The sequence below is a fragment of the Roseibium denhamense genome (assembly GCF_009711415.1).
Taxonomy (GTDB): Bacteria; Pseudomonadota; Alphaproteobacteria; order Rhizobiales; family Stappiaceae; genus Roseibium; species Roseibium denhamense.
Genome location: NZ_SMLZ01000106.1, coordinates 52,289 through 74,704, shown reverse-complemented (window position 1 = coordinate 74,704; position 22,416 = coordinate 52,289). Strand labels below are relative to the sequence as shown.

The window sequence follows — 22,416 nt, the reverse complement described above, 5'->3', positions numbered from 1 at the left end:
AAGGATACATTATGAGTACGCAAAAACCGGTCCGCCGCATAACAGCCCCTCAAATTGCCAATCGCAAGGGCGCGGAACCGATCGTCTCCTTGACATCCTACCATGCTCATACCGCTGCGATTGTCGACAAATATGCGGATTTCATCCTCGTTGGTGACAGCCTTGGTATGGTCATGCATGGGATGGAATCCACCGTTGGCGTTTCGCTCGATTTGATGATCATGCACGGCAAGGCCGTCGTCCGGGGAACTCAACGGGCGCTGGTCGTTGTCGATATGCCATTCGGGACATATGAGGAGAGCCCGTCCGAAGCCTTCCGGAATGCTGCACGGGTTATGAAGGAAACGCAGTGCGGCGCGGTCAAACTGGAAGGTGGACGGCGCATGGCCGAAACCATCCGGTTTCTGACAGAGCGCGGGGTTCCGGTCATGGCGCATATCGGTCTTACGCCTCAGTCGGTCAACATTATGGGGGGGTTCAAGACCCAAGGCCGTGACGAAGCGACCTGGGCCATGCATGAGGACGATGCGAAGGCCGTTACCGAGGCTGGCGCGTTTGCCATTGTTCTGGAAGGCATGGTTGAACCGCTCGCTGCAAAGATCACGAAACAGATCTCAATTCCGACAATTGGTATTGGTGCTTCGGCGGAGTGCGACGGGCAGATTCTGGTGCTTGAGGACATGCTGGGTCTAAACCCGGTGCCGCCAAAATTTGTAAAGGTTTACGGCAGTCTTGGCGGGCAAATCGAGGCGGCAGTCAAAGCGTACTCTGACGAAGTGAAAACCCGGTCATTCCCCACAGAGAAAGAAGTGTATCGGTAAAATTGCGAATAAAAAATTCTACGCTTTAACGATTTTGCTGATCCGGAATAAGGAGAATATTAGTAAAGTCTTAGAAATACTCATTCGTGGTTCAAGTGGTGACTTAAGTCGTCTTTTGTAGATGACTGGTGTGGGCGCGGAAAATACTGCGTTTACCCTACCGGAGAGTTGCGTGAATGGGGACGGTGATCTCACCATTTTTTTGGCGTATGGCAGCAGTGCTCATGGCTTTTCTGGCCATGGTGTCGGTGCCACGTGCCGAACCGATCACGCTGGTGACACTCGAATACCCGCCTTACGAATATCAGGATGGCGATGCGGTTGACGGAATAGTTGTTCGTTTGCTGCGCCGGGCTTTTGACGAGTTGGGCCAGGAGATCGATATCCAGGTGCTTCCGTGGAAGCGGGCACAGCTTATGGCGAAGCAGGGCACCGTTGATGGCATTTTCACAGTCTTCAAGACTGAAGAACGTCTCACCTATCTCGACTATTCCTCTGTGGTTGTGATGCCGCAGGAGGTCTCTGTCTGGGCTCTTGAGGATACAGACGTGCCTTTTGACGGGACGATGGAGAGCTTGAAGGACATGTCAATCGGGCTTGTTCTCGGCGTCAGCTACGGTCAAAAAACGGACGACGCGCTCAGGTCCGGCCTCCTGGACCGGCTGGATTATGCATTCGACAGCGCACAGAATATTAAAAAGCTGCTCGCCGGCAGGACCGACGTTGTCATCATGAACCGCTATGGCGCGCTGTATCACCTTCATTTGCAGAATGGGTACGACCGGGTGCAAGAGCTCACACCTGTCTTGTCTTCCGTTCCATCTTATCTCGGCTTCTCGAAAAAGCGGCAGCTGGCCGGACTTCGCGATGAGTTCGACCGGGTGTTTCAGAAGATGATCGATAGCGGCGAATATGAACGGATCATCGCTCAGTATTACTCGGAAAAATCGGGAAAAACGGATTTCTAATGAGCATTTTTCCTACTTTTCCGGGTCTTGCCGGTCTCAAAATCCGGCACCCCTTAAAGAACGGAGATAAACGATGAAGTATCTTATGCGGTTCGTAAGTGCATTTTGCCTTTTGGCGATCCTCTCAGTTCCGGCGCGCGCCGAAGCAATCAAACTCGTGACACTTGAGTATCCGCCTTACGAGTATGAAACGGAAACCGGTGCAGATGGCATCGTTGTTCGCATCCTGCAGGAAGCCTTTCAAAAAATGGGCAAGGACATCGAAATTTCCGTACTGCCATGGAAACGCGCCCTCAACATGACCCAGACCGGTGAAGCTGATGCGATCTTCACGGCGTACAAAACACCGGAACGCGAGACTTTCCTCGATTATTCTGAAACCGTCTTGATGCCACAGGTCCTATCTGTTTGGGCAAAGAAGGGTTCTGACATCGGGTTCGATGGCTCCATCGAAAGCTTGAGCAACGTATCAATCGGCCTGGTGGATGGTATTAGCTACGGAACGGCCGTTGATGATGCAGTTGCAGCAGGAACACTCAAGTCGCTCGATTATGCGCCTGAGAGCTCCAACAACATCAAGAAGCTGTTGGGTGGCCGGATTGATGCGGTCATCATGAATAAGTATGGGGCGATGCATCACCTGAAAAACCAGAACGGCCTGGATCAGGTTGCGGAAATCGAGCCGGAAATCTCCTCCGTTCCCTCCTACATCGCCTTCTCCAAGGCGAATGGATTAGCGGATTTGCGCGATCAACTGGACGGTGTGCTTCAGGAAATGATCGCCTCGGGTGAATATCAGTCAATCATCGACGCATATTTCCAGGAGTAACGGCTGACAAACCCGCTCCGGTTTGAGTGCCTGGAAATTCAAAATAGACGCCCGATTTCCGGCTGCACGCAGCCGGGATCGGCAGTAGGTTGAGGTCATGCTGATGATCCAACCTGATTTCGACACGCTTTATGACGCTCTGTTGGCGCGCGACCCTGGTTATGATGGCCGCGCGTTTGTTTGTGTGGCGTCCACAGGCATCTTCTGCCGCCTGACGTGCCCTGCACGCAAGCCCAAGCGCGAGAACTGCACCTTTTACGAAACTGTCTACGAGTGCATGGAGGCAGGGTTCCGGCCTTGTAAGCGCTGCCGCCCCACAACACCGCAGGCAAGCTCCGATCCCGTAGTCAAATCCATGGTCGAGGCCCTGGAAAAGCATCCCGGGTACAGGTGGGGCGAGCCGGACATTGTTCGCATGGGATTCGATCCTTCAACGGTCCGGCGGGCGTTCAAGCGGCATTTTGGTATGACTTTTTTGGAGATGGCGCGCCAGCGGCGTTTGCAGGAGGGCTTTACGGCTTTGGCAGACGGCGGAAAGGTGATCGATGCTCAACTGACGGCAGGCTTTGCATCTGCAAGTGCGTTTCGGGATGCGGCCTCGAAAGTTCTGGGGCAAGCGCCCGGTACATTTTCATCGGCGCCACTCCTTTTTACCGACTGGATTCCCACACAACTCGGACCTATGCTGGCCGTCGCGGACAACCGCCACCTGCATCTTCTCGAGTTTATGGATCGCAAGGCCTTGCCTGCCGAGTTCAAAAACCTCAACAAGGTCGCAAAAGGGCAGATCGGGTTCGGCCGCACCACGATTACCGACCAGATCCAGCGCGAACTTGATCGTTACTTTGCTGGCCAATGCGGCCAGTTCGAAACGCCGGTTGCCTTGCACGGTTCCGAGTTCACGCGGGATGTCTGGCGCAGCTTGCAGAAGATCCCGGCTGGGACGACCAAAACCTATTCCGATCTTGCAAAAGAACTGGGACGCCCGAGTGCCGTGCGCGCGATCGCCCGTGCCAACGGTGCCAATCAGATCGCGCTGGTCATTCCCTGCCATAGGGTTATTGGCGCAGATGGCGGACTGACGGGTTACGGAGGCGGGTTATGGCGCAAGCAAAAACTAATCGAACTGGAAGTCGCCTACAAAGCGGCTTCATGACGTCACCATGCGTGTGCTAGATCAGCTTTGGGCGATAATTGGATCCGATTTATCGCCCAAAGCTGATCGACATTAGAGTGGTAGAGCATCTTTAGGCCGTTCGAACTAAACGCCCGATGCTCTAAGGACGGAAAACTCGGGGAACATTTTTTGACCATCGAGAGTTTTAGAGCGCGTCGCAGTCTAATCGGTGTCGTCTTTCACTGTCTGAAATCAATAATTTCAACGCAAAAGACGACACATGATGAATTCGATTTAACGCGACACGCGCTAATCAGGACAGGCGGGCGTCCATCCCGTGCGACGCTCGATACGCAGTGGCTTCCGATACCAGATAGTCTTTGAGTGCCGCCTCCAATCCTTCGCGCCAGATCTGGCGCAGCCGTCTTTCAAAGACGGTCTTGAAGCGAAGGTCATTGGCAAGGCGGCCGTAGATGTTGTGTTGCGCAAGCCAGACGGCCGGGTCGCTCTTGGCCTGAATCGCAGCGTTTTTCAGGGCGTCCCAGTTCGGATCGTTTGGGGAAATGACAGAGCCGTCTTCGCGTATGCCGTAACACATGCGCGCCCAAATGGCTTCGGCAAGGGCAAGTCCGTCAACCGGCGTATCTGCGGCCAATGCCTCGCGCAACGTTGGCAGCAGGAAGCCAGTGTGACGTGAGGACCCATCAAAGGCCACCCGCCTGGTGGTGTCGATAATCGCAGGATTTGCAAAGCGCGCCGCGATTAAGTCGATGTAAGCCTCTGCCGTCATCTCTGGTACGGGCGCAACATGAGGCGCGATTTCCTGGATGGCCGTTTTGCGGAAAAACGCGCCAATGAGTGGATGCGCCATCGCTTCGGAAATGGTCTCGATAGAGAGGATTTCTCCGGCATTGGCAAGCAACTGATGCCCTGCGTTCAAAACGCGGATCTTCATCGTCTCATGGGTTTGCACGTTGCCAGTAAACGTCGCTCCGCACTTCTCCCAATCCGGTCTGCCGGCACAAAAATCGTCCTCAATCACCCACTGCCGGAAGGGTTCATGTGTGACGGGAGCCGCGTCGTCGACCCCGAAGGAACGTGCAAGGTCGATTTCTTTCATTCCAGTCGCAGGAACGATGCAGTCCACCATGGAATTGGGGAAGCTGCATTCTTCCTCGATCCACCGCGCCAGTGCCGGGTTTGACATGGACGCGAGCGAGACAACGGCCTGCTGCAATATATGTCCGTTCCCCTGTAGGTTGTCACAGCTCAGTCCGGTGAATGGTCCGGATCCGGAGGCTTTGCGCCGGGCTAACGCGGCTACAAGAGCGCCAAAGACGGTCAGCGGGCGATCTGGATTTTTCGCATCATGCTCAATGTCCGGATGGGTCTGGTCAAAGGCTTTTGTAACCGGATCGATATAGTAACCGCCTTCGGTCACCGTGAGCGACACAATCCGGATTGCCGGATCCGCCATTCTTTCAATGAGTGCTGTGTTGCCGTTCTCAATTGGAATGTAGTCGATCATTGAGCCGATTATCTCGGCTGACGATCTCGCTGGAGCCAACTCGATAAGGGTTGTCAAGCAGTCTTGGGCAAGCAGCTTGTCGCGCTGGTCCTTGTCGTAAGACCGCACGCCAGCACCAAGAATAGCCCAGTCGTGATTGAGGCCAGCATCGAACAGCCGGTGCAAATACCAAGCTTGATGTGCGCGATGAAAGTTCCCAAGACCAATGTGGATGATCCCGGGCGTTAGTTTTGTTCTGTCATATTGAGGCGCTCGGACCGTTGATGGGAGGCGGCCCAAATTTGTGTTCGACAGCGGGATCAGCTCATCCATTGGCCGCCGTCCACGTTGTAACACTGCGAGACGATGTAGTCCGCGTCGTTTGTGGCCAGGAATACAGCCATGCCCGTCAAATCGTCCGCTGTACCCATCCGGCCGAACGGCACGCTTTCTCCCACTTCCTTTTTCTTTTGCCCCCGCGGCTTGTTTTCATACTTGGCAAAGAAGGCGTCGACGCCATCCCAATGCTCACCGTCCACGACACCCGGCGCGATGGCATTTACGTTGATACCGTGCTCAATGAGATTGAGGCCTGCCGATTGGGTGAGGCTAATAATGGCGGCCTTTGTCGCGCAGTAAACGCCGACAAGAGGCTCGCCGCGCCGTCCGGCTTGGCTCGCCATATTGATGATTTTGCCGCCGTCGCCACGCGCAATCATATGCTTTGCGACGGCCTGCAAGGTGAACAAAGTGCCTGCGACGTTGATATCAAAGGTGCGCTGATAGTCTTCGCGCGAAATTTCAACAATCGGCGCTGCAGTGAAAACTGCAGCGTTGTTGATCAAGATATCTATCCGGCCAAGAGATGCGATGGTTGCCTCAACAGCGTTTTCGATACTGGTCTGGCTGCTCACATCGATTTTGATTGCAACTGCTTTGGGACCGAGCTCCCGGGCAGCTTCACGGGCTTTCGCCAAGTCGATATCGGCAATCGCAACGCTGGCGCCCTCCGCGATGTAAGCTTTGGCAAAAGCCAAGCCGATACCGCGTGCCGCTCCGGTGATCAGCGCTGTTTTTCCGTTGAGCCGATTCATGTAAATCTCAAACCGTTTTCGTTGAACTTGTGAATGACGTCTTCGCGCGGCGTCATGTGGATCCTATCCCCGTGTCGAAAGCCGATCTCGCCTCCGGCACGCACAGTAATCGTGTCGGCAAGCCCGGTGTCATGGATGTGAAAGAACGTATCGGACCCCAAATGCTCCGAGACACTGACAATGCCGGACCAAGTGCCATCCGTCTCGGAAACGGCGATGTGTTCAGGGCGAATGCCGATCGTATGCGCGCCGTATTTGGCCGCCTCTTCCCCTTGAATGAAATTCATTTTCGGAGAACCGATGAACCCTGCAACAAACTGATTGCGCGGGTTTTTGTAAAGCTCAAGCGGAGATCCGACCTGCTCGATGTTCCCGGCGCGCAAGACAACAATTTTGTCCGCCATGGTCATCGCTTCAACCTGATCATGGGTCACGTAGATCATCGTAGTCTTAAGGCGTTCGTGAAGCTCTGATATTTCAAGCCGCATACCAACCCGCAGGGCTGCATCCAGGTTTGACAGTGGTTCGTCAAATAGGAATGCGGATGGCTCGCGGACAATTGCACGGCCGATTGCCACGCGCTGGCGCTGACCGCCGGAGAGTTGTCCGGGGCGTCGGTCGAGATAGTCGGTGAGGTTCAGGACAGCGGCGGCCTGTTCGACCCTGCGGTCTTGTTCGGCCTTGTGGAGCTTTGCCATGCGCAGGGGAAACGCGATGTTCTTGCGCACCGACATATGCGGATAGAGCGCATAGGACTGGAAAACCATCGCCAGCCCCCGTTTGGCCGGCGGGACGCTGGTCGCATCCTGCCCGTCGATCAGGATTTGTCCGGAGCTAATGTCTTCCAGACCGGCAATCAACCGCAGCAATGTGGACTTACCGCATCCGGATGGGCCGACAAAGACCGTAAATTCTCCGTCCCCGATTTCGAGATCGAGCGAGGGAATGACTTCGACGTTGCCGAAGCTCTTGGTCACCTGTTTGAGTGTGATTTGTCCCATGAGAGCGTTCCCTACTTAACCGCGCCGAATGTCAGGCCGCGAACGAGTTGTTTCTGGCTAAACCAGCCAAGGATCAGGATGGGTGCAATCGCCATGGTCGAAGCCGCGCTGAGTTTGGCGAAGAACAGGCCCTCAGGACTAGAATAGCTCGCGATGAAAGCAGTCAACGGCGCTGCATTGACGGCGGTCAGGTTCAGCGTCCAGAAGGCTTCGTTCCAAGCCAGGATGAAGTTCAGCAGCATGGTCGAAGCGATGCCCGGTATGGCCATCGGGGTGAGAATGTAGAGGAGCTCTTCCTTCAGTCCTGCGCCATCCATCCGGGCGGCCTCCAGGATCTCGCCCGGGATTTCCTTAAAGTAAGTGTAGAGCATCCAGACTATGATCGGCAGGTTGATCAACATGAGGACGATTGTCAGTCCGATGCGGCTGTCAAGAAGGCCCAACTGGATGAAGAGCAGGTAGATCGGGTAAAGCACGCCAACTGCGGGCAACATCTTTGTGGACAGCATCCACAGCAGGATGTCCTTAGTGCGTTTTGAAGGGACGAAGGCCATCGACCAAGCGGCCGGAACTGCGATGATAAGTCCCAAAATCGTGGAGCCACCAGCCAGGAATATGGAGTTCCATAGGAAGCGCATGTAGTCCGACCGCTCCTGCACCACCGAATAGTTCTCTAGGGTCCAATCAAAGAACAAAAATATCGGCGGATCGGCGATTGCCTGGGCTTCGGTTTTGAAGCTGGTGAGTATCGTCCAGAGGATGGGAAAGAAAATTAGCAAACCTATCAACCAGGCGACGGCTGTGTTGATCATTTTCCGGTTTGTTGTAACTGCGCGGGCCATTTGATTACTCCTCACGCGTCAAGGTTTTTGCCGACGATGCGCATCAGGAAGATCGCAACGATATTGGCGAGGATAATGGCGTAGACACCACCTGCAGAGCCGAGACCAACGTTCTGGCTTTCCAGCACCCGCTGAAAGATCAGGTAAGACAATGTCTTGGTGCCAAAGGCACCGCCGGTGGTGACGAAGATTTCCGCGAAAATCGCCAGCAAAAAGATGGTCTGGATCAAGGTGACGATGGTGATTGCCCGCGCCAGATGTGGAAGAACGATGAAAAAGAAACGCTTGTGAACAGGGGCGCCGTCCATTTCAGCAGCTTCTAACTGCTCACTGTCCAAAGACTGAATGGCTGTCAAAAGAATGAGCGTCGCGAACGGCAGCCACTGCCAGGAGACGATCATGACTAGCGATGGCAATGACGCCTGGCTCAACCATTGTATAGGCTCGGCTCCAAAAAACTTCCAGAGATGCGCCAGGATGCCGTTGACTGGATCCATGAACATGTTTTTCCAAACAAGCGCGGACACGGTGGGCATCACGAAGAAAGGCGCGATGACCAGAATTCGGACGACTCCCTGACCCCACATTGGCTGATCCAGCAGAATAGCCAGTGCAATTCCCAAGACGATGGTGATGACCAGAACGCCCCCGACAATGATTAGCGTGGTCTGAATGCTGGGCCAAAACGAGCTTGAACTTACGAACCTGACATAGTTGGCAAATCCGACCCATTCCAATCCGTTGGCCATGGAGTCGCCGCGTAGTGGCAGGTATTTCTTGAAGGAAAAGAACAGTGTCATGCATAACGGGATCAGCATCCAACCCAACAGCAGAAAGACTGCTGGCGCCATCATTATCCGGGCGGCAGAACGTGATTGCTGAGTGGCCATGACACATCTCCTCTGTTGACGGACGCGGGTCCATCTCGAAATATATCTTTAAAATGAAATGACAGAAGGAGGCCGAAGGACGGGCGAACCCGCCCTCCGGAACTGGAAGTTAGCGCGAGCTTATCGGTAGCCGGCGGCTTCCATTGCATCGTTGGTCAGGGCCTGAGCTTTGGCCAATGCCTCTTCGACGGTCTGTTGACCTGCATAGGCAGCCGAGAACTCCTGGCTCACTTCAGTTGCGATACCGGCAAACTCCGGGATGGCAGCGAACTGGATACCAACGTATGGGCTCGGTTCGACGGTCGAGTTGTTCGGATCAGCTGACAGGATTGAGTCCAAGGTCATCTTGGCGAACGGTACGGCCTGATACTCTGGGGTCTCGTACAGAGACGTCCGCGCACCTGGAGGAACGTTGGCCCAACCTTCTTTGGCAGCTACGAGTTCAATGTAGGATTTGGACGTAGCCCATTCGATGAACTCTTTTGCAGCTGCTTCCTTTTGAGTGCCGGCAGGAATTGCCAGCGCCCAGGCCCACAGCCAGTTCGAACGTTTGCCAAGCCCTGTATCAGGGGCCAAAGCAAAGCCTACAGAGTCAGCCACGGTCGAGTCGTTCGGATTTGTTACAAAGGATGCTGCCACCGTGGCATCAATCCACATGCCGCATTTGCCCTGCTGGAAGAGCGACAGGTTTTCATTAAAGCCGTTGGTCGCATAGCCTGGAGGACCGGAGGCATCCATCATGTCTTTGTAAAAGTTCAGCGTGTTAGCCCACTCTTCGGTATCGAACTGAGCGTTCCAGTCCATGTCAAACCAACGTGCACCAAACGAGTTCGACATCGCTGTGATGAATGCGCCGCCTTCACCCCAACCAGCCTTGCCGCGAAGGCAGATGCCGTTGATTTCGTTGTCACGGTCGGTCATCGCCGCAGCCGCTTCTCTGATGAACTCCCAAGTTGGCGCGTCCGGCATTTCCAGACCGGCTTTGGCCATCAGGTCTGTACGGTACATAACCATCGAGCTTTCGCCGTAGAACGGAGCGGCATAAAGCGTCCCGTCGTGGCTTAGACCACCAGCCATGGCGGGCAGGATGTCTGCGGCATCATATTCTTCGGAGAGATCGTTAAGCGGAACGAGCCAGCCGTTGGCGCCCCAGATTGGCGTTTCGTACATGCCAATGGTCATGATGTCGAAAGCGCCGCCTTTCGTTGAAATGTCAGTTGTCACGCGCTGACGCAGCACGTTCTCTTCCAACGTGACCCACTCGACGGTATGGCCAGTCTTGGCCGTGAAGTCATCAGTGTAACCCTGCATACGGATCATGTCGCCGTTGTTCACGGTAGCGATTGTGATGGTTTCGGCATGAACGCTTGCCGCTGAAAGCAAGGTAAGCGCAGTCGCCGCACAAAGTGCGTTCTTAATAGACATCCGGTATCCTCCCTGATTAGATGTTGTCCTAAGGATAGGTCTGTAAATTATCTGGCGTCAATAAAAATTTTTCGCGCGTAAAAATAGATTTACGCAGAAGCCCTTAGGACAAGGCGTGCAGCGAATAATGTCTCCACGCGTGAGCTGAATCGCCCGCCTGCTTCCATCAGCTTGCTCAATGTGCTGAAGGCGCAGTTTGATACGGAATTGTAATCATGTGCCGCGGTGGTCAAGGACGGGCAGGTAAAGCGCGCAAACGGATGATCGTCATGAGACGCAACCCTAAGAGCGCTGCCTTCGCTGCGGCCAACACGCAAACCCTTTTCATAACACGCCGATAGGAGGCCGATCGCCAGCCGGTCATTGCTGCAAAGTACCGTGTTGGTGGGAAAGCCGTTTGTTTCCAAAATCCGCAGGGCGCCCTGCCGGCCGATTTCCTCAAATCCCCAGCCTTCACCATCAATCTTAAGGACGTGCGGTTCAAACCCCAGTTTCTCCATCATGGCCAAATAGGCAATCCGGCGTTTATTCGCATTCGGGTTGGCCGGTGTGCGCATCTCGAAAAAGCACGGTGGTTCGCCGCTGCGGGTCAAATACTCGACTGTCTGCGATACGAAACTGAAATTATCAGATCCAACAAAGGCTTCGCCAATGTCCTCTATATTACTGTCAAACAGAACGGTGGGAACGTCGGCACAGAATTTTTCGATGACATTTTTGTCCGACGCCCGGCCTAAGGGGGCGAGCAGGACGCCCGCGGGCTTCAGCGAACGCAGACTGTCAAGGATGTCGTTTTCAAGATGCTGCTGGCCATGTGAGCTATAAAGGGTTGGCCGGAACCCGGCGTCAAAGCATCGTTGTTCCATGTTTCTGGCGATTTCGGCAAAAAACGGATCTGCAAGGTAAGGCACCACAATGCCGACATTCTTGGTCAGCTTGCGGTTCTGATTCATAGCGAAGATGTTTGGCCGGTAATCATAGACCTCAAGGGCTTGTTCAATTCTGGCCCGCGTCGAAGCGCGCACGCTTTCCGGGTCATGGAAGTACTTTGAGAGCGTTGGCCTTGAGATGCCGCTCAAGGCTGCAAACTCTTCCATGTTTCTGATTTTTGTCTCAGTCATTCCGGTAACCACACGTGCTGATCTTGCCGGTTCGCCGACTAATAGAATTCCGGACAAATTTACCGAATCTTGCCGCGCGGAAAAGTATTTTTTATCAAGACCCGTTTTTGTCGTTGTGCCGGGTCCTCATTTTTTGACCCAGGGTCTGGCGATTTATCCACCAACACCGCAGTGTTTTTGTGCCGTGTTGGGAGGTATTTATCGACTGGCCAAAAGCGTTGGGTCTACGTTGACTTCGAGGATGCGGTAGACACCTAAAGACAGCTGGGCCATCAAGATCCCACCACCGTGAGATTTGCCGCGGAAGCGACTCCTGTCTATCTGGCGCCGGCCTAACAAACGGTTAGTGTCTCGGAACGAGCCATGCAGTTGGACACGGACCAGTGAGGACACATGTCGAACAACACACGCACAGAAACGGACTCTTTCGGCGCGCTCGAGATTCCAAATGGAAAGTATTATGGCGCGCAGACCGCGCGCTCCTTGATAAACTTCCCGATTGGAAACGAGACCATGCCCCGTCCATTGGTCCATGCTTTGGGCGTGGTCAAACAGGCTGCTGCCCGGGTTAATCTGGCCCAGGGAAAACTGCGGCCTGAGTTGGCAAGGGCGATCGAGCAGGCTGCTGACGAAGTTGCATCGGGCAAGTTTGACGACAACTTTCCGCTTGCCGTCTGGCAGACTGGTTCCGGCACCCAGTCGAACATGAATTCCAACGAGGTCATTGCCAATCGTGCAATTGAAATCCTTGGTGGAGAGGTCGGGTCCAAGTCGCCGGTCCATCCAAACGATCACTGCAACATGAGCCAGTCGTCCAATGACACGTTCCCGACGGCCATGCACATCTCTGCCGCCCGGGAAATCAACGGTCATCTGCTCCCGGCTTTAGAGCACCTCAAATCGGCACTCCGCACCAAATCGGACGAATGGCAAGACATCGTCAAAATCGGCCGGACACACACACAGGACGCAACACCGCTGACTTTAGGACAGGAGTTTGGCGGGTATGCCGCTCAGCTGGAAATGGGGATCCGCCGGGTTACCGAGGCGATGGACGGTCTTTTGGAACTCGCACAGGGCGGTACCGCTGTTGGAACCGGTCTGAACACGAAAAAGGGGTTTGCAGAGGATTTCGCAGCTGAGGTGGCAAAGATCACCGGTTTGCCATTCCGGACGGCCCCGAACAAATTCGAGGCGCTTGCCGCCCATGATGCCTATGTCTATGCGCATGGCGCACTGAACACCGTCGCCGTTTCTCTCTTTAAAATCGCAAATGATATCCGTTTTCTGGGGTCCGGCCCGCGTTCAGGCCTGGGCGAACTGTCGCTTCCGGAAAACGAACCCGGATCCTCGATCATGCCCGGCAAGGTCAATCCGACGCAGTGTGAAGCGCTCACGATGGTCTGCGCGCAGGTACACGGCAACCAGGCCACGATTTCCTTCGCAGGCAGCCAAGGACACTTTGAGCTCAACGTCTTCAAGCCGGTCATGGCTTATGCCATGCTTCAATCCATCCAGTTGCTCGCCGATGCATCGGTCAGCTTCGCCGATAGATGTGTGGCCGGCATCAAGGCCAATGATGCGAACATCACGGCGCTGATGGAACGGTCCCTGATGCTGGTCACCGCATTGGCACCGGCAATCGGTTATGACAAGGCAACCGAGATAGCGAAAACCGCGCACAAGAATGGTACGTCCTTGCGGGAAGAGACGCTCAACCTCGGCTATGCGAGTGCAGAAGAGTTTGATGCACTTGTGCGCCCCGAACAGATGATTGGTCCAAGCGATTGAATCCGCAGGCAAAAATTCAAAAGGGTTAAAGCGCTGAAAGCTGATCACATACCAGCCTGCAAATCACGGTCGAGAGGTGGCTGAGGCCCGCCCCTCGCTTCTGCGCTTGCTGTGCGATGACACCATCGTGGAACGGGCGCACGGCGGTAGCGTTAGATGTCTTTGGCCAGGGTGCTGACCGGTACGCTGAATTTGCCGCCATCTTTGAGATTCACAATCTCCGATGCCACTTGCCGGCCATCGTTGAAGGTTATCAATCGAAGGGTGACTGCCTGCCGGCCCACTTCGGGAAAGAAAAGCGTCAAATTCGCATCTGGCGCTGCGTCCGTCTTGATGAAACCTGCAAAAAGGTTCAGGGCACTGAGATCCGCCACCGGCTCGCGGGAGAGCGCATTGCAAACGCTGATGGCCAGTTGCCCGTCAACAGGGTGGCTGAAAGGCACATGTTCACCAACGGGATGCAGCATCAACGACATGGCTTCGAACTCGGCCGGCTGGCTGTCGAGCGTTGCGGACACTCTGTCGAAAAGCCGGTCGCCGGTTTCCCAAGTGCCGTCCTGGAAGCTGGCGAAATCAATGGTTTCGTTCGAGCCCGCCAAGTCGGAGAACTCCTTGCCAAGGACGTCAACCAGTAATTCCGCCGGGCCCTGCACGAAAAACTCCACAAAGCCGCGGTCACTTGAGACAATAATTGTCACGTCGGGTGCAGCTGGCCGCGCCTGGAGAACGAATGCCCCCAAGCACAGAACCAGTGCAACAGATGCGGTCGCGCCGAGGCGCGCACGCTGCGACAATTTTTCATAAAACAAGGATCTTACCCAAGTTGCTGTATAGATATCCTTGAAAGCCTTGGATTAGGCTAGAAGGTTTCCGCTGTCGACCTGCGCCCAGATCTCCTCGAAGACAGCCTTTGCTTTGCCGCGATGCTTTACCGCTTTGGCCTCTTCGACATTATCCATCATGCCATCGCCCTTGACGATAATCAGTCCAACCATGCCGAGCGCAGCGTGCGGGGTGCAGCGGTACCCATAGACCCCAGGTTGGGTAAGGGTCACGGAAAGATCTTTGCTGATCCGGCCTTTCCAGGCTTCTGCGCCGTCCGGGATCATCCCTTTGATGATTTCTGAATTGTGGCCTTTGTCGACCGATGTGAAAACGACTGTGTCCCCAGGTTCCGCTACCTGGATCAATGGCAGAAACACATTCCGCTTTTTGCGGTCATCCGGATCCTTGTTCAGCATCTGAACGGTGTGGGTCGCACCTTCTGCAAAAGCAGGTCCGGCAACGCCGGTTGCGGCAATTGCTGCCATGCTCGCAAGAATGGTGCGGCGATCAATAATCAAAGGCATGCATTTTCCTCCGTTAGAAGTCTTAGGTAAACTTGACTCTCAAAATCAAGCTTACCGTATTCCACATAATATACGGCCCTAAGTGTTTATTCCAAGCCGCGTGTCGCGACAACGAGACGACGCACCCGGGTCTGAGCACGCGGGTGTTTGTTTCTCGTGATCCAATTTCAACGGTGCTACCGTTACCTGTTGTTACGACCGATGCTGCCAAGTGGACCTTATAATTTAGACAAAAAAATGCCGTCTGCCTTACAGGAATATTACATTTGCAGATCGTTCATTCTGAGATGAACATCGGACGGTAGGGCGTGTCTGCGGTATGGGCCCTGGAAAACATGCGCCTTTGTTGACGTCTATGGGGCTTCGATCCCAGACACTTGAGCCCCACTTGCCTTTAGACATCGTTTGCAGACCCGGCTTACCATCCTGGCTCAACGGCTCTCCCGGCGACCGTTTCCGCGCACCATTTTGGCGTGTGGGCACTGGCGCTGGCTGGGGTTGATTTTGAAAAGAAACCGCCGGCCTATGTGTAGACAGCTAAGCGGTGCGCCCAAGTTTTTAATTAGAACAATTAAAATGTAAGCGCGTAAACGTAAGTATTGTTCAGTATTGTTTTGAAAAACTAGAGCTGCTTTCATTCAGGCATAGCGAGGGGAAAAGTTTTTATCGAACTTAGAGGATCCGTCATGGCCTGCAGCGATACCGGGAAATCTGTGCCGTCCAGCCAGAGCAAAAAGGCCTGCAATGGCGATTGCAAGAATTGCGGCCCAACTTCCGTGTTTCTTGCGGAAATAGATCACTTGCCAGAGGAGCTAGGCACTCTAGCATCTTCAGAGACCCAGGCAGGCGCGGCTGCGTCCGGGTAAACTGTTTTCCGCCCGCCCCGGACAGGCGATTGACTGTGCCAATCTGTGTTGCCGGAACCTGCCTGTTCCCTGCAACTAAGCGGGCCCGCTTACCTCTCGGGCCGGGGAGTGCGGCCAAGGGAAGTGTCCCAAGTGGACAAAACTGTTGTTTTTTCAAAACATCCAGGAATGTCAGGAGCCCAAGCGTCAATCGGATTGGCAGGAACGAGCCCCTTTGGTCCCGGATCATCCTCTCTATGTCAGACGCTGGCTCTTGGGTTGGAACGAGTGGGAGCAGCGGCGTTTCTTCCGCGCTGATGCGCTGCCCCTCATCCGATAGGAGAAAACGGAACATTACTCCGTGTTAAAAAACATCTGATTGATCCAGACGCATCTGTTGGGGGGAATCCGAGAGATTGCCTGCAATCTGGTTAACGTGAGCCGGGCCGATGATGGCACTGCGATTGTTGCCTTCTCGACAGGGTCGTTTTTGAACATTGTAACGGAGAAGTAGGTCGAGCTTTCCGAAAAGGACGTCCGCTGGACGACCTCCACTGGAGCTGGTTTGGGCGTTGTTGTGATGCGCGGGGACAGCGTATATGAGGCCCCAAAAAAGTTGATGTTCAATATCCAGCCGGGTCCCACGCTGTTTTCGCAAAAGCCCGAGGTCGCCTGGGACCTGATCGCCTCGATGTATATTGGCAATGTCGCGCTTTTATTGATCAACCTTCCGATGGTTGGCTTGTTCGCACGCATGTTGACCATCCCGCAGCATTACCTGACACCGTCGATCGCGATCCTTGCCTTTATCGGGATTTATACGATCGTCGGTAATCCGTTTGATCTGTTGCTGATCACGGCGCTGGGCGTCTTCGGCTGGTTTCTCCGCAAACTGGATTTCTCGCTGGCTCCGGTTATTTTGGGCTTCGTGCTGGGCAGTTTGTTCGAAAACAACCTTCGGCGCGCCCTGTCGATCTCGGGTGGCGACTGGTCGATTCTGGTCGCGGACTACAAAAGCATTGTGCTCTATGTCCTTTCCGTGGTGGTGGTGCTTGCGCCAATCTGGCTGGCCCGCCGGGCGCGGCGCATGGAAAGTGATCGTGTCACGACAAACGGCTAGCGATGAACAAACCTCTGCAAACGACCGCAATCACGCTTGCGGCAGGCCTGTTGGGGGCGGCTATTGCCGCCCTTTTCGGCGTTCCGGCTGGAGCCTTGATCGGCAGCACACTGGGGGTCGCGGTGCTCGCGACAACTGGGGTCCAAACCGGATTGCCGACAAGGCTGCGTGATTTTGCGTTTGCCACAATCGGCATATCGCTTGGGTCGGGCATAGACGAGCGGTTATTTGAACAGCTCGGCGCCTGGGGGATCAGCCTGACAATTCTTGTGGTGTCCTTGGTGGTGACCGTCGTGACCGGCCGCTTTTTCCTCATGCGGGTCTTTGGTCTGGACGCGGAGACCGCGACGCTTGCCAGTGCGCCCGGAACCATGTCGAATGCCATTGCGATTGCAAGTGAGGGGCGGGGCGACGCAACCGCCGTCATGTTTTTGCAAGTCATGCGGTTGTTGGCCCTTGTGGTCCTGGTTCCCCCTTTGGCGATTACCTTGGACAGTCCGGTGATCGGTGCGGGACAGGCCGCCGATGTTATTAGCCTTCCGGTTCTTGCTGCCCTTGTTGTTCTTGCCGTAGTGGCGGGCATGGCCGGAACAAGGCTCGGATTGCCCGCTGCAAGTCTGCTGGCCGGAATGGTGCTGAGCGCCGGCGGTCATGCGATCGGCATTGTTCAAGGTGCTTCGCCAGGCTGGTTGATTTTTGTGGCGTTTGCGGCAACCGGGTCCGTTCTAGGCGCCAGAATGAGCCGCATTACCCTAAAACAGGTCCGAAAATATGCTGTTGCAGGTCTTGCGACAGTCGGAACGGCAATCGTGGTGTCTCTCGCCTTTGCGGTGATTGCGCAGTCAGTAACAGGGCTTCCATTCGGGCAAATCTGGATCGCTTATGCGCCGGGCGGGGTGGAAGCCATGGCGGCGATTGGCCTCGCGCTCGGTCACGATCCTGCTTATGTCGCGGTTCATCACTTCGCCCGCATCTTCGCATTAATCCTCATCGTACCGGCCGTTCTCAGGTTCTAGATTATGAATTTTGCATGCTGAATGCCCTGCGCAGTTCAGTCAGGGGATCCCTACATTCCCAGCCTCAAGATGAAGAAGACTGCTCTGGTCTTGAAACCGCCCCAGCTCTAGTTTGAAGAATAATCCGATTAATCCGTTTCCAGTTTGAGGTCAGTTGCTCAATGGCGAAGAACATCCTTGGTGGTCCGCTGGAGGCGTGCTGCACTGATCCCATGACGGGTTTCCTGCGGGACGGCTTTTGTAGGACGCATGATCAGGACCGCGGACCACATGTTATCTGCGCCGTTGTGACAGACGCTTTTTTGGCTTTCACCCGGTCGCGTGGCAATGACCTCAGCACGCCCATTCCGGCCTACGCATTTCCCGGGCTCAAGGATGGCGATGGCTGGTGTTTATGCGCCTTGCGCTGGAAGGAGGCTTTTGAGGCTGGCGTTGCGCCGAAAATCAAGGCGCGGTCCACCCACGAGCGTGCCCTGTCTATTGTCTCGAAGGACGATCTCTTGTCTTACAGGATCGATTAACGGGGAGCGGCGATGCCCGCACCTGCCTTGACTAGTAGCCTTTTGACGCGAAATGGTTTGGAACTGAAGGGCGCGGACCCCTGTTGGAATAGAAATTCGGCTGACTTGGCCGCAGAGGGAATACGTCATGAAATGGGTTATGCTCGGCGCGATCGCCTTGCTTTTATGCGTTGTTGGAGCCGCAGCTTTCTTTCGTCTTGTGCCGGTTGGCAGTGCCAGCGTTCCCGAAAAAAATGCGCAGTCTGAACCAGGTGACGAAGCGCTGCCCGGTGGCTTCTATGCCGCCCGTCCGGCAGATACGCTTCGCCTAGACGAACTTGAACAGCTGATTGCTGCGACACCCCGCACCCGCCGGGTGGCGGGGTCTTCAGACAAACTTCCAATGGTCTTTGTTCACCGGTCACGCATATGGGGGTTTCCGGACGTGTCACAGGTCTGGGTCGAAAATGATTTGGTGCACATCTATTCGCATCTCGTATTCGGTGGATCTGACCTCGGCGTAAACCGGAGGCGCGTTGAAGGTTGGTTGCAAGGCCGGTGACTTTGCCTGTGGGCTCGACCGTGGCCAGGCGATGCGTTTCGCGATTGTTGGTTTGCCTGCATCATTTGCTGTTGTTTTGAAGGCAACTAGTCTTGGGAACGCAATTTCGAGCGCTTCGTTGAAAAAACGGGTTTCGTGCCCTGAGGTTCTGGAGGGGGATATGGCAGGCCGCTTGAGCTGGAGTGTCTTCGTGTGCGTCGTGGCGGTTTTCTCAATAGCGTCCGCCGCAAATGCATCACCCGCAAAGGCCCTTGAACATGTTGTGTCGGTGCTTCCCATGTGGCCCGGCCACCAGCAAGGAGGTTCCGGAGGTACGCCGGGGCAGGCTCCGGAAGGAAGCGGAATTTTTCTTCGCAATGGGGTAATTGTGACCGCGTGGCATGTCATTGAACCGGCAAACCGCATTGATGTGCGGTTGTCCGATGGCCGCGTTCTACCAGCACGTTTGCTGGCCGGGGATGCCGCAACAGACATCGCCCTGCTTTCGGTCGATGCAGACGTGGCACCGATTGCCATCGCGCCGGATGTCGAACTCGCCCAACGGGTTTGTGCGATTGGAAACGCTTTTGGCCTCGATCTTTCAGTGACGTGTGGGATCGTGTCGGCCACCAGTGTTACGGACGCAGGTTTCAACGACATCGAGGATTTCATCCAAACGGATGCAGCTGCCAATCCCGGGTCGTCTGGCGGTGCGCTGGTTGACGGTGAGGGCCGGTTGGTGGGAATGATTTCCGCTATCTTCGCCTCAAGTGGCGACACCAATATCGGGATCAATTTCGCCGTCTCGACCGATCTTTTGGTCCGGGTGGCCGATGCGTTGATCGGTGAGGGCGAGGTACGTTACCTGCAGCCCGGATGGCAGCTTGAAAGGGCAGACCGAAGCCAGTTGGCTGAGATCGCCGCGCCTGTTGTTAAAACGGTTGACAGCGGCGGTCCTGCTGAACGGGCGGGCATTCAGGCCGGGGACCGGATTGTCGCCATTGGTGGGCGGCGCGTAAAAGATCCCAGGTCGGCGAACACCGCAATCGCGCTTCTGCCTGGCGATACTGAGAAAACAGATGTCAGCATTCGCCGAAATGGCACCAGTCAATCGGTAAACCTCTCCTTCGCATTGACGGCGGCCAATGAAACAGCCGTGACAGACGGTCTGGCCGATCCGGATTGCCCGCACCCAGCTGTGGTATGTGACATGCGCCAGGCGGTTTTCCCGATTTCCAGTTTTGATCCGGTTGGAAGTGCAACGCGGATTGGCGGAGATCTGCTAGTAACCAATCGCCATGTGGTTGGAAACACCGGAACTGCGACCGTGCACGCACCCGGCGGCCCGAGGGAGGCCAGGGTCATTCCTTCCGCTTATCGTGGTGACCTCATTCTCTTGCAGGTGGACGGTCTGCCGGACGGTGGCCGGATCGCGGATATGGAAATCGTGTCCGGGGATCAAAGCGTTTTCTACACTGTTGGTGCCGATGTAGCGCGCAAGGAAATCCGGGTGTTTGACCCAGGACCGCTCATTGCCCTGCCAGCGGAGACAGCCGAGTTTGGACGGCTGCATGTCGGTGCGCATATGCAGCCGGGTGTCAGCGGGGGCGGGCTTATTGACGGGGCCGGCCAATTGACCGGAATTGCAGTTGGCGGAGGGGATGGCCGGTTCGAAGCCATCCCGATCAAAGACATAAAGGCGCTTCTCGACCTGCGTTCCCACGCGGATGCTGTAGCTATCACGGAACGTCTTGGCGCTGGATTTGAAGCCTGCGCTGAAACCCTCGAATCTTCCGAAACGGCCGGAATTTCTGATACCGAGGCGGCTGGTCTCAGCGAGGTCTGCCGTTCGGCGGAAAATCACGGACAATTGCTCAAAGCGGGGCGTATGCTGGCCAAAGCCGGACACTTCGAAGAGGCGATCAGCCTTCATGGAGTGGCTGTTCAGCAGGTGCCGAACTCCATAAACGCCCGAATGTCCCTTCTGGTTTCCCTTCAGCTGGGTGGACGGTTTCCCGAAATGACCAGCCATGCCCGGCAGCTGATGGAGCTTGCGCAGGGGGACCCGCAAGCACTCCGGTTTTCGATCCAATCGGGTGTGTGGGGCGGCGACGCCGCGCTCGCTGAGGAGGGCTATGCAGCTCTTCTCAAGGCTGACCCCAGACAAGCTCAGGCAGCACGCAGGTTTATTGATGCAGCTCCCCCTGCCCCTCCAAGGCGTTGACGGTCAATCCTTGTCAGGATCGGGGATCCAGCCTGCCGCGACAAGGCGTTCCTTTTCGAACGGCGAGGGCGCAGCACGAGCAAGGATTTGTGTTTTCAGCTCGCGTGCGGACAGGTGAGGCTGATTTTCGAGGATCCGGGCCGCGAGCGCTGCAACACGGGGCACCGCATAGCTTGACCCCGAGGTGACACCGGCGGCCCCGCGGAAATCGGTGACAGCGATGTTCTCTGCTGGCACCATCAGGTCGACGGACTCTTGGCCCCAGTTTGATCCGGGTGCCAAACGGCCGAAGCCATCGGCCGAGGTCACGGTCAGGATGTTCTCAAGTGTGAGACTGGCTGGATACACCGGCTCCCGGTCGATATCCCGGCCATTGTTGCCTGCAGAAACGATGGCCAGAATATCTTGATCCTTTATTGCATCGGCAAAGGCTGTCCAATCGTCCGGAGCGTTGCTTCCCAGCGGCATGGCAAGGATTTTGACACCATGCTCGATAGACTGGGCGACAATGTCGGCCATCCGGTTCATGTCCGGGCGCGGGTAACGCATGGGGGCAAGAACCGCATTGGGTGCTTCCCGGGCCAAGATGGACGCGACCGCGGTCCCATGCCGGACTGGTAGAAACGCCCCTCTGGATGTGTCGCCGTCATAGGGCCAGGGGTCCATGTCCCAGAAATCATAACCAATCGGTTCGCCTTCGGCATCACGGGCCAGACGGTCGCGGAACAGAGGCAGGTCATACGCAAGACCGGAGTCCACCAGTGCGACCGGTACGCCCTGAGTGACGACGCCGGGCGGCCAGGGCGCTTGCAGGATTTCTGTCCAGCGGAGTGTTTCCATGTCGCCGTCAAGCTGATCCAGATACACCCATGGGGTCTGACCTCGCCGGATTGAGCGCGCGGAACGTATTGTGCAGCCGCCGTCTGCAATTGCGAGCAGATCCGGAACCAGCTGCTGATCGGTTAGGGTAAAATAAGAGGCTCTGACTTGGCGCGGAGCACCGCCCGCAAAACGGATTTCGAGCGTCAGCTCGCTGCCCTCAGGCAGTGCCAAACGAATGTCCTGGCGGAGCGGTGCCCCGTCCGACGTCGAAACGGTATCTTCCAATAGCCAGCTTCCCGGTACTGCGTTCTGGATTGAAAGTCCGTTGATGGTTCTGCGCGCGCATACGGCAGCAATGGCGGCCGCCAAACTGTCTTTTTTCTCGGATGCAGATTGGGCAGAAGCGGCGTTCAACACTAGAACGGACAAAACACTTGCGAGCGCAGCGACCAGAACCTTGGTACTGCGATGCAGAATGCTCTTGGCGGTCAAGGTCGTCACATGGGTTCGCAAACTCAATCCTCGCTGATCCAAAACCCTATCAAATGAAAGCGGCCATAAGCAGAAAAGAAACCTTGATCTGTCAGGCAAGC

The 22,416-nt window shown here is 55.6% G+C and carries 20 protein-coding genes; 10 read left to right on the top strand and 10 right to left on the bottom strand.

The annotated features are described in order from the left end of the window. Positions 1-11 precede the first annotated feature (11 nt). The 4 genes from panB (at position 12) to E1180_RS10115 (ending at position 3,774) form a co-directional block, all read left to right on the top strand. Positions 12-821, top strand: a complete 810-nt coding sequence (panB, locus tag E1180_RS10130) for a 3-methyl-2-oxobutanoate hydroxymethyltransferase (protein ID WP_155191061.1) — start codon at positions 12-14, stop codon at positions 819-821. A 224-nt stretch (positions 822-1,045) separates the two neighbouring features. Next, complete coding sequence (locus E1180_RS10125; RefSeq protein WP_208997055.1) at positions 1,046-1,789, top strand: substrate-binding periplasmic protein; 744 nt, start codon at positions 1,046-1,048, stop codon at positions 1,787-1,789. Positions 1,790-1,862: 73 nt separating this feature from the next. Continuing rightward, positions 1,863-2,618, top strand: coding sequence for a substrate-binding periplasmic protein (locus E1180_RS10120; protein ID WP_155191060.1), 756 nt, complete (start codon positions 1,863-1,865; stop codon positions 2,616-2,618). Positions 2,619-2,715: 97 nt separating this feature from the next. Continuing rightward, entirely contained in the window at positions 2,716-3,774 is a 1,059-nt protein-coding gene (locus E1180_RS10115) for a bifunctional transcriptional activator/DNA repair enzyme AdaA (protein WP_155191059.1), read from the top strand. Between the two features lie 274 nt (positions 3,775-4,048). Here the strand turns inward: E1180_RS10115 and E1180_RS10110 are convergent, their stop codons facing one another. The 7 genes from E1180_RS10110 to E1180_RS10080 form a co-directional block, all read right to left on the bottom strand. Further along, the gene (locus tag E1180_RS10110; RefSeq protein WP_155191058.1) at positions 4,049-5,575 is read right to left on the bottom strand and encodes a mannitol dehydrogenase family protein; all 1,527 of its coding nucleotides are present in this window, start codon (positions 5,573-5,575) and stop codon (positions 4,049-4,051) included. Beyond that, the gene (locus E1180_RS10105; protein ID WP_155191057.1) at positions 5,563-6,336 is read right to left on the bottom strand and encodes an L-iditol 2-dehydrogenase; all 774 of its coding nucleotides are present in this window, start codon (positions 6,334-6,336) and stop codon (positions 5,563-5,565) included. The genes E1180_RS10110 and E1180_RS10105 overlap by 13 nt, the downstream gene beginning before the upstream one ends. After that, the gene (locus E1180_RS10100; RefSeq protein ID WP_155191056.1) at positions 6,333-7,337 is read right to left on the bottom strand and encodes an ABC transporter ATP-binding protein; all 1,005 of its coding nucleotides are present in this window, start codon (positions 7,335-7,337) and stop codon (positions 6,333-6,335) included. The genes E1180_RS10105 and E1180_RS10100 overlap by 4 nt, the downstream gene beginning before the upstream one ends. 11 nt (positions 7,338-7,348) lie before the next feature. Further along, the gene (locus E1180_RS10095; RefSeq protein ID WP_155191055.1) at positions 7,349-8,179 is read right to left on the bottom strand and encodes a carbohydrate ABC transporter permease; all 831 of its coding nucleotides are present in this window, start codon (positions 8,177-8,179) and stop codon (positions 7,349-7,351) included. An 11-nt stretch (positions 8,180-8,190) separates the two neighbouring features. Then, positions 8,191-9,069, bottom strand: a complete 879-nt coding sequence (locus E1180_RS10090) for a carbohydrate ABC transporter permease (protein ID WP_155191054.1) — start codon at positions 9,067-9,069, stop codon at positions 8,191-8,193. Between the two features lie 120 nt (positions 9,070-9,189). Beyond that, entirely contained in the window at positions 9,190-10,494 is a 1,305-nt protein-coding gene (locus tag E1180_RS10085) for an ABC transporter substrate-binding protein (RefSeq protein WP_155191053.1), read from the bottom strand. Between the two features lie 89 nt (positions 10,495-10,583). Then, positions 10,584-11,615, bottom strand: a complete 1,032-nt coding sequence (locus tag E1180_RS10080; RefSeq protein ID WP_155191052.1) for a LacI family DNA-binding transcriptional regulator — start codon at positions 11,613-11,615, stop codon at positions 10,584-10,586. Between the two features lie 393 nt (positions 11,616-12,008). Between E1180_RS10080 and fumC the strand changes: the two genes are divergently transcribed. After that, positions 12,009-13,406, top strand: coding sequence for a class II fumarate hydratase (fumC, locus tag E1180_RS10075; RefSeq protein WP_155191051.1), 1,398 nt, complete (start codon positions 12,009-12,011; stop codon positions 13,404-13,406). Between the two features lie 152 nt (positions 13,407-13,558). On the opposite strand, the gene E1180_RS10070 is transcribed toward fumC, so the two are convergent. Then, positions 13,559-14,215, bottom strand: a complete 657-nt coding sequence (locus tag E1180_RS10070; RefSeq protein ID WP_155191050.1) for a hypothetical protein — start codon at positions 14,213-14,215, stop codon at positions 13,559-13,561. 45 nt (positions 14,216-14,260) lie between these two features. Continuing rightward, positions 14,261-14,755: a pseudoazurin gene (locus E1180_RS10065; RefSeq protein WP_155191049.1), complete on the bottom strand. Its 495-nt coding sequence runs from the start codon at positions 14,753-14,755 to the stop codon at positions 14,261-14,263. Between the two features lie 1,464 nt (positions 14,756-16,219). On the opposite strand from E1180_RS10065, the gene E1180_RS10060 reads away from it, so the two are divergent. The 5 genes from E1180_RS10060 (at position 16,220) to E1180_RS10040 (ending at position 21,001) form a co-directional block, all read left to right on the top strand. After that, positions 16,220-16,720 carry a tripartite tricarboxylate transporter permease gene (locus tag E1180_RS10060; RefSeq protein ID WP_208997054.1) on the top strand — a complete coding sequence of 167 codons (501 nt, stop codon included), beginning with the start codon at positions 16,220-16,222 and terminating at the stop codon, positions 16,718-16,720. 2 nt (positions 16,721-16,722) lie between these two features. After that, positions 16,723-17,736 carry an AbrB family transcriptional regulator gene (locus tag E1180_RS10055; RefSeq protein ID WP_155191048.1) on the top strand — a complete coding sequence of 338 codons (1,014 nt, stop codon included), beginning with the start codon at positions 16,723-16,725 and terminating at the stop codon, positions 17,734-17,736. 161 nt (positions 17,737-17,897) lie between these two features. Then, complete coding sequence (locus E1180_RS10050; RefSeq protein WP_155191047.1) at positions 17,898-18,257, top strand: DUF2237 family protein; 360 nt, start codon at positions 17,898-17,900, stop codon at positions 18,255-18,257. A 127-nt stretch (positions 18,258-18,384) separates the two neighbouring features. Further along, positions 18,385-18,798 carry a DUF1499 domain-containing protein gene (locus E1180_RS10045; protein WP_155191046.1) on the top strand — a complete coding sequence of 138 codons (414 nt, stop codon included), beginning with the start codon at positions 18,385-18,387 and terminating at the stop codon, positions 18,796-18,798. Continuing rightward, the gene (locus E1180_RS10040; protein WP_155191045.1) at positions 18,773-21,001 is read left to right on the top strand and encodes a trypsin-like peptidase domain-containing protein; all 2,229 of its coding nucleotides are present in this window, start codon (positions 18,773-18,775) and stop codon (positions 20,999-21,001) included. The genes E1180_RS10045 and E1180_RS10040 overlap by 26 nt, the downstream gene beginning before the upstream one ends. 3 nt (positions 21,002-21,004) lie before the next feature. On the opposite strand, the gene E1180_RS10035 is transcribed toward E1180_RS10040, so the two are convergent. Continuing rightward, positions 21,005-22,342: a S8 family serine peptidase gene (locus tag E1180_RS10035; RefSeq protein ID WP_155191044.1), complete on the bottom strand. Its 1,338-nt coding sequence runs from the start codon at positions 22,340-22,342 to the stop codon at positions 21,005-21,007. Positions 22,343-22,416 lie beyond the last annotated feature (74 nt).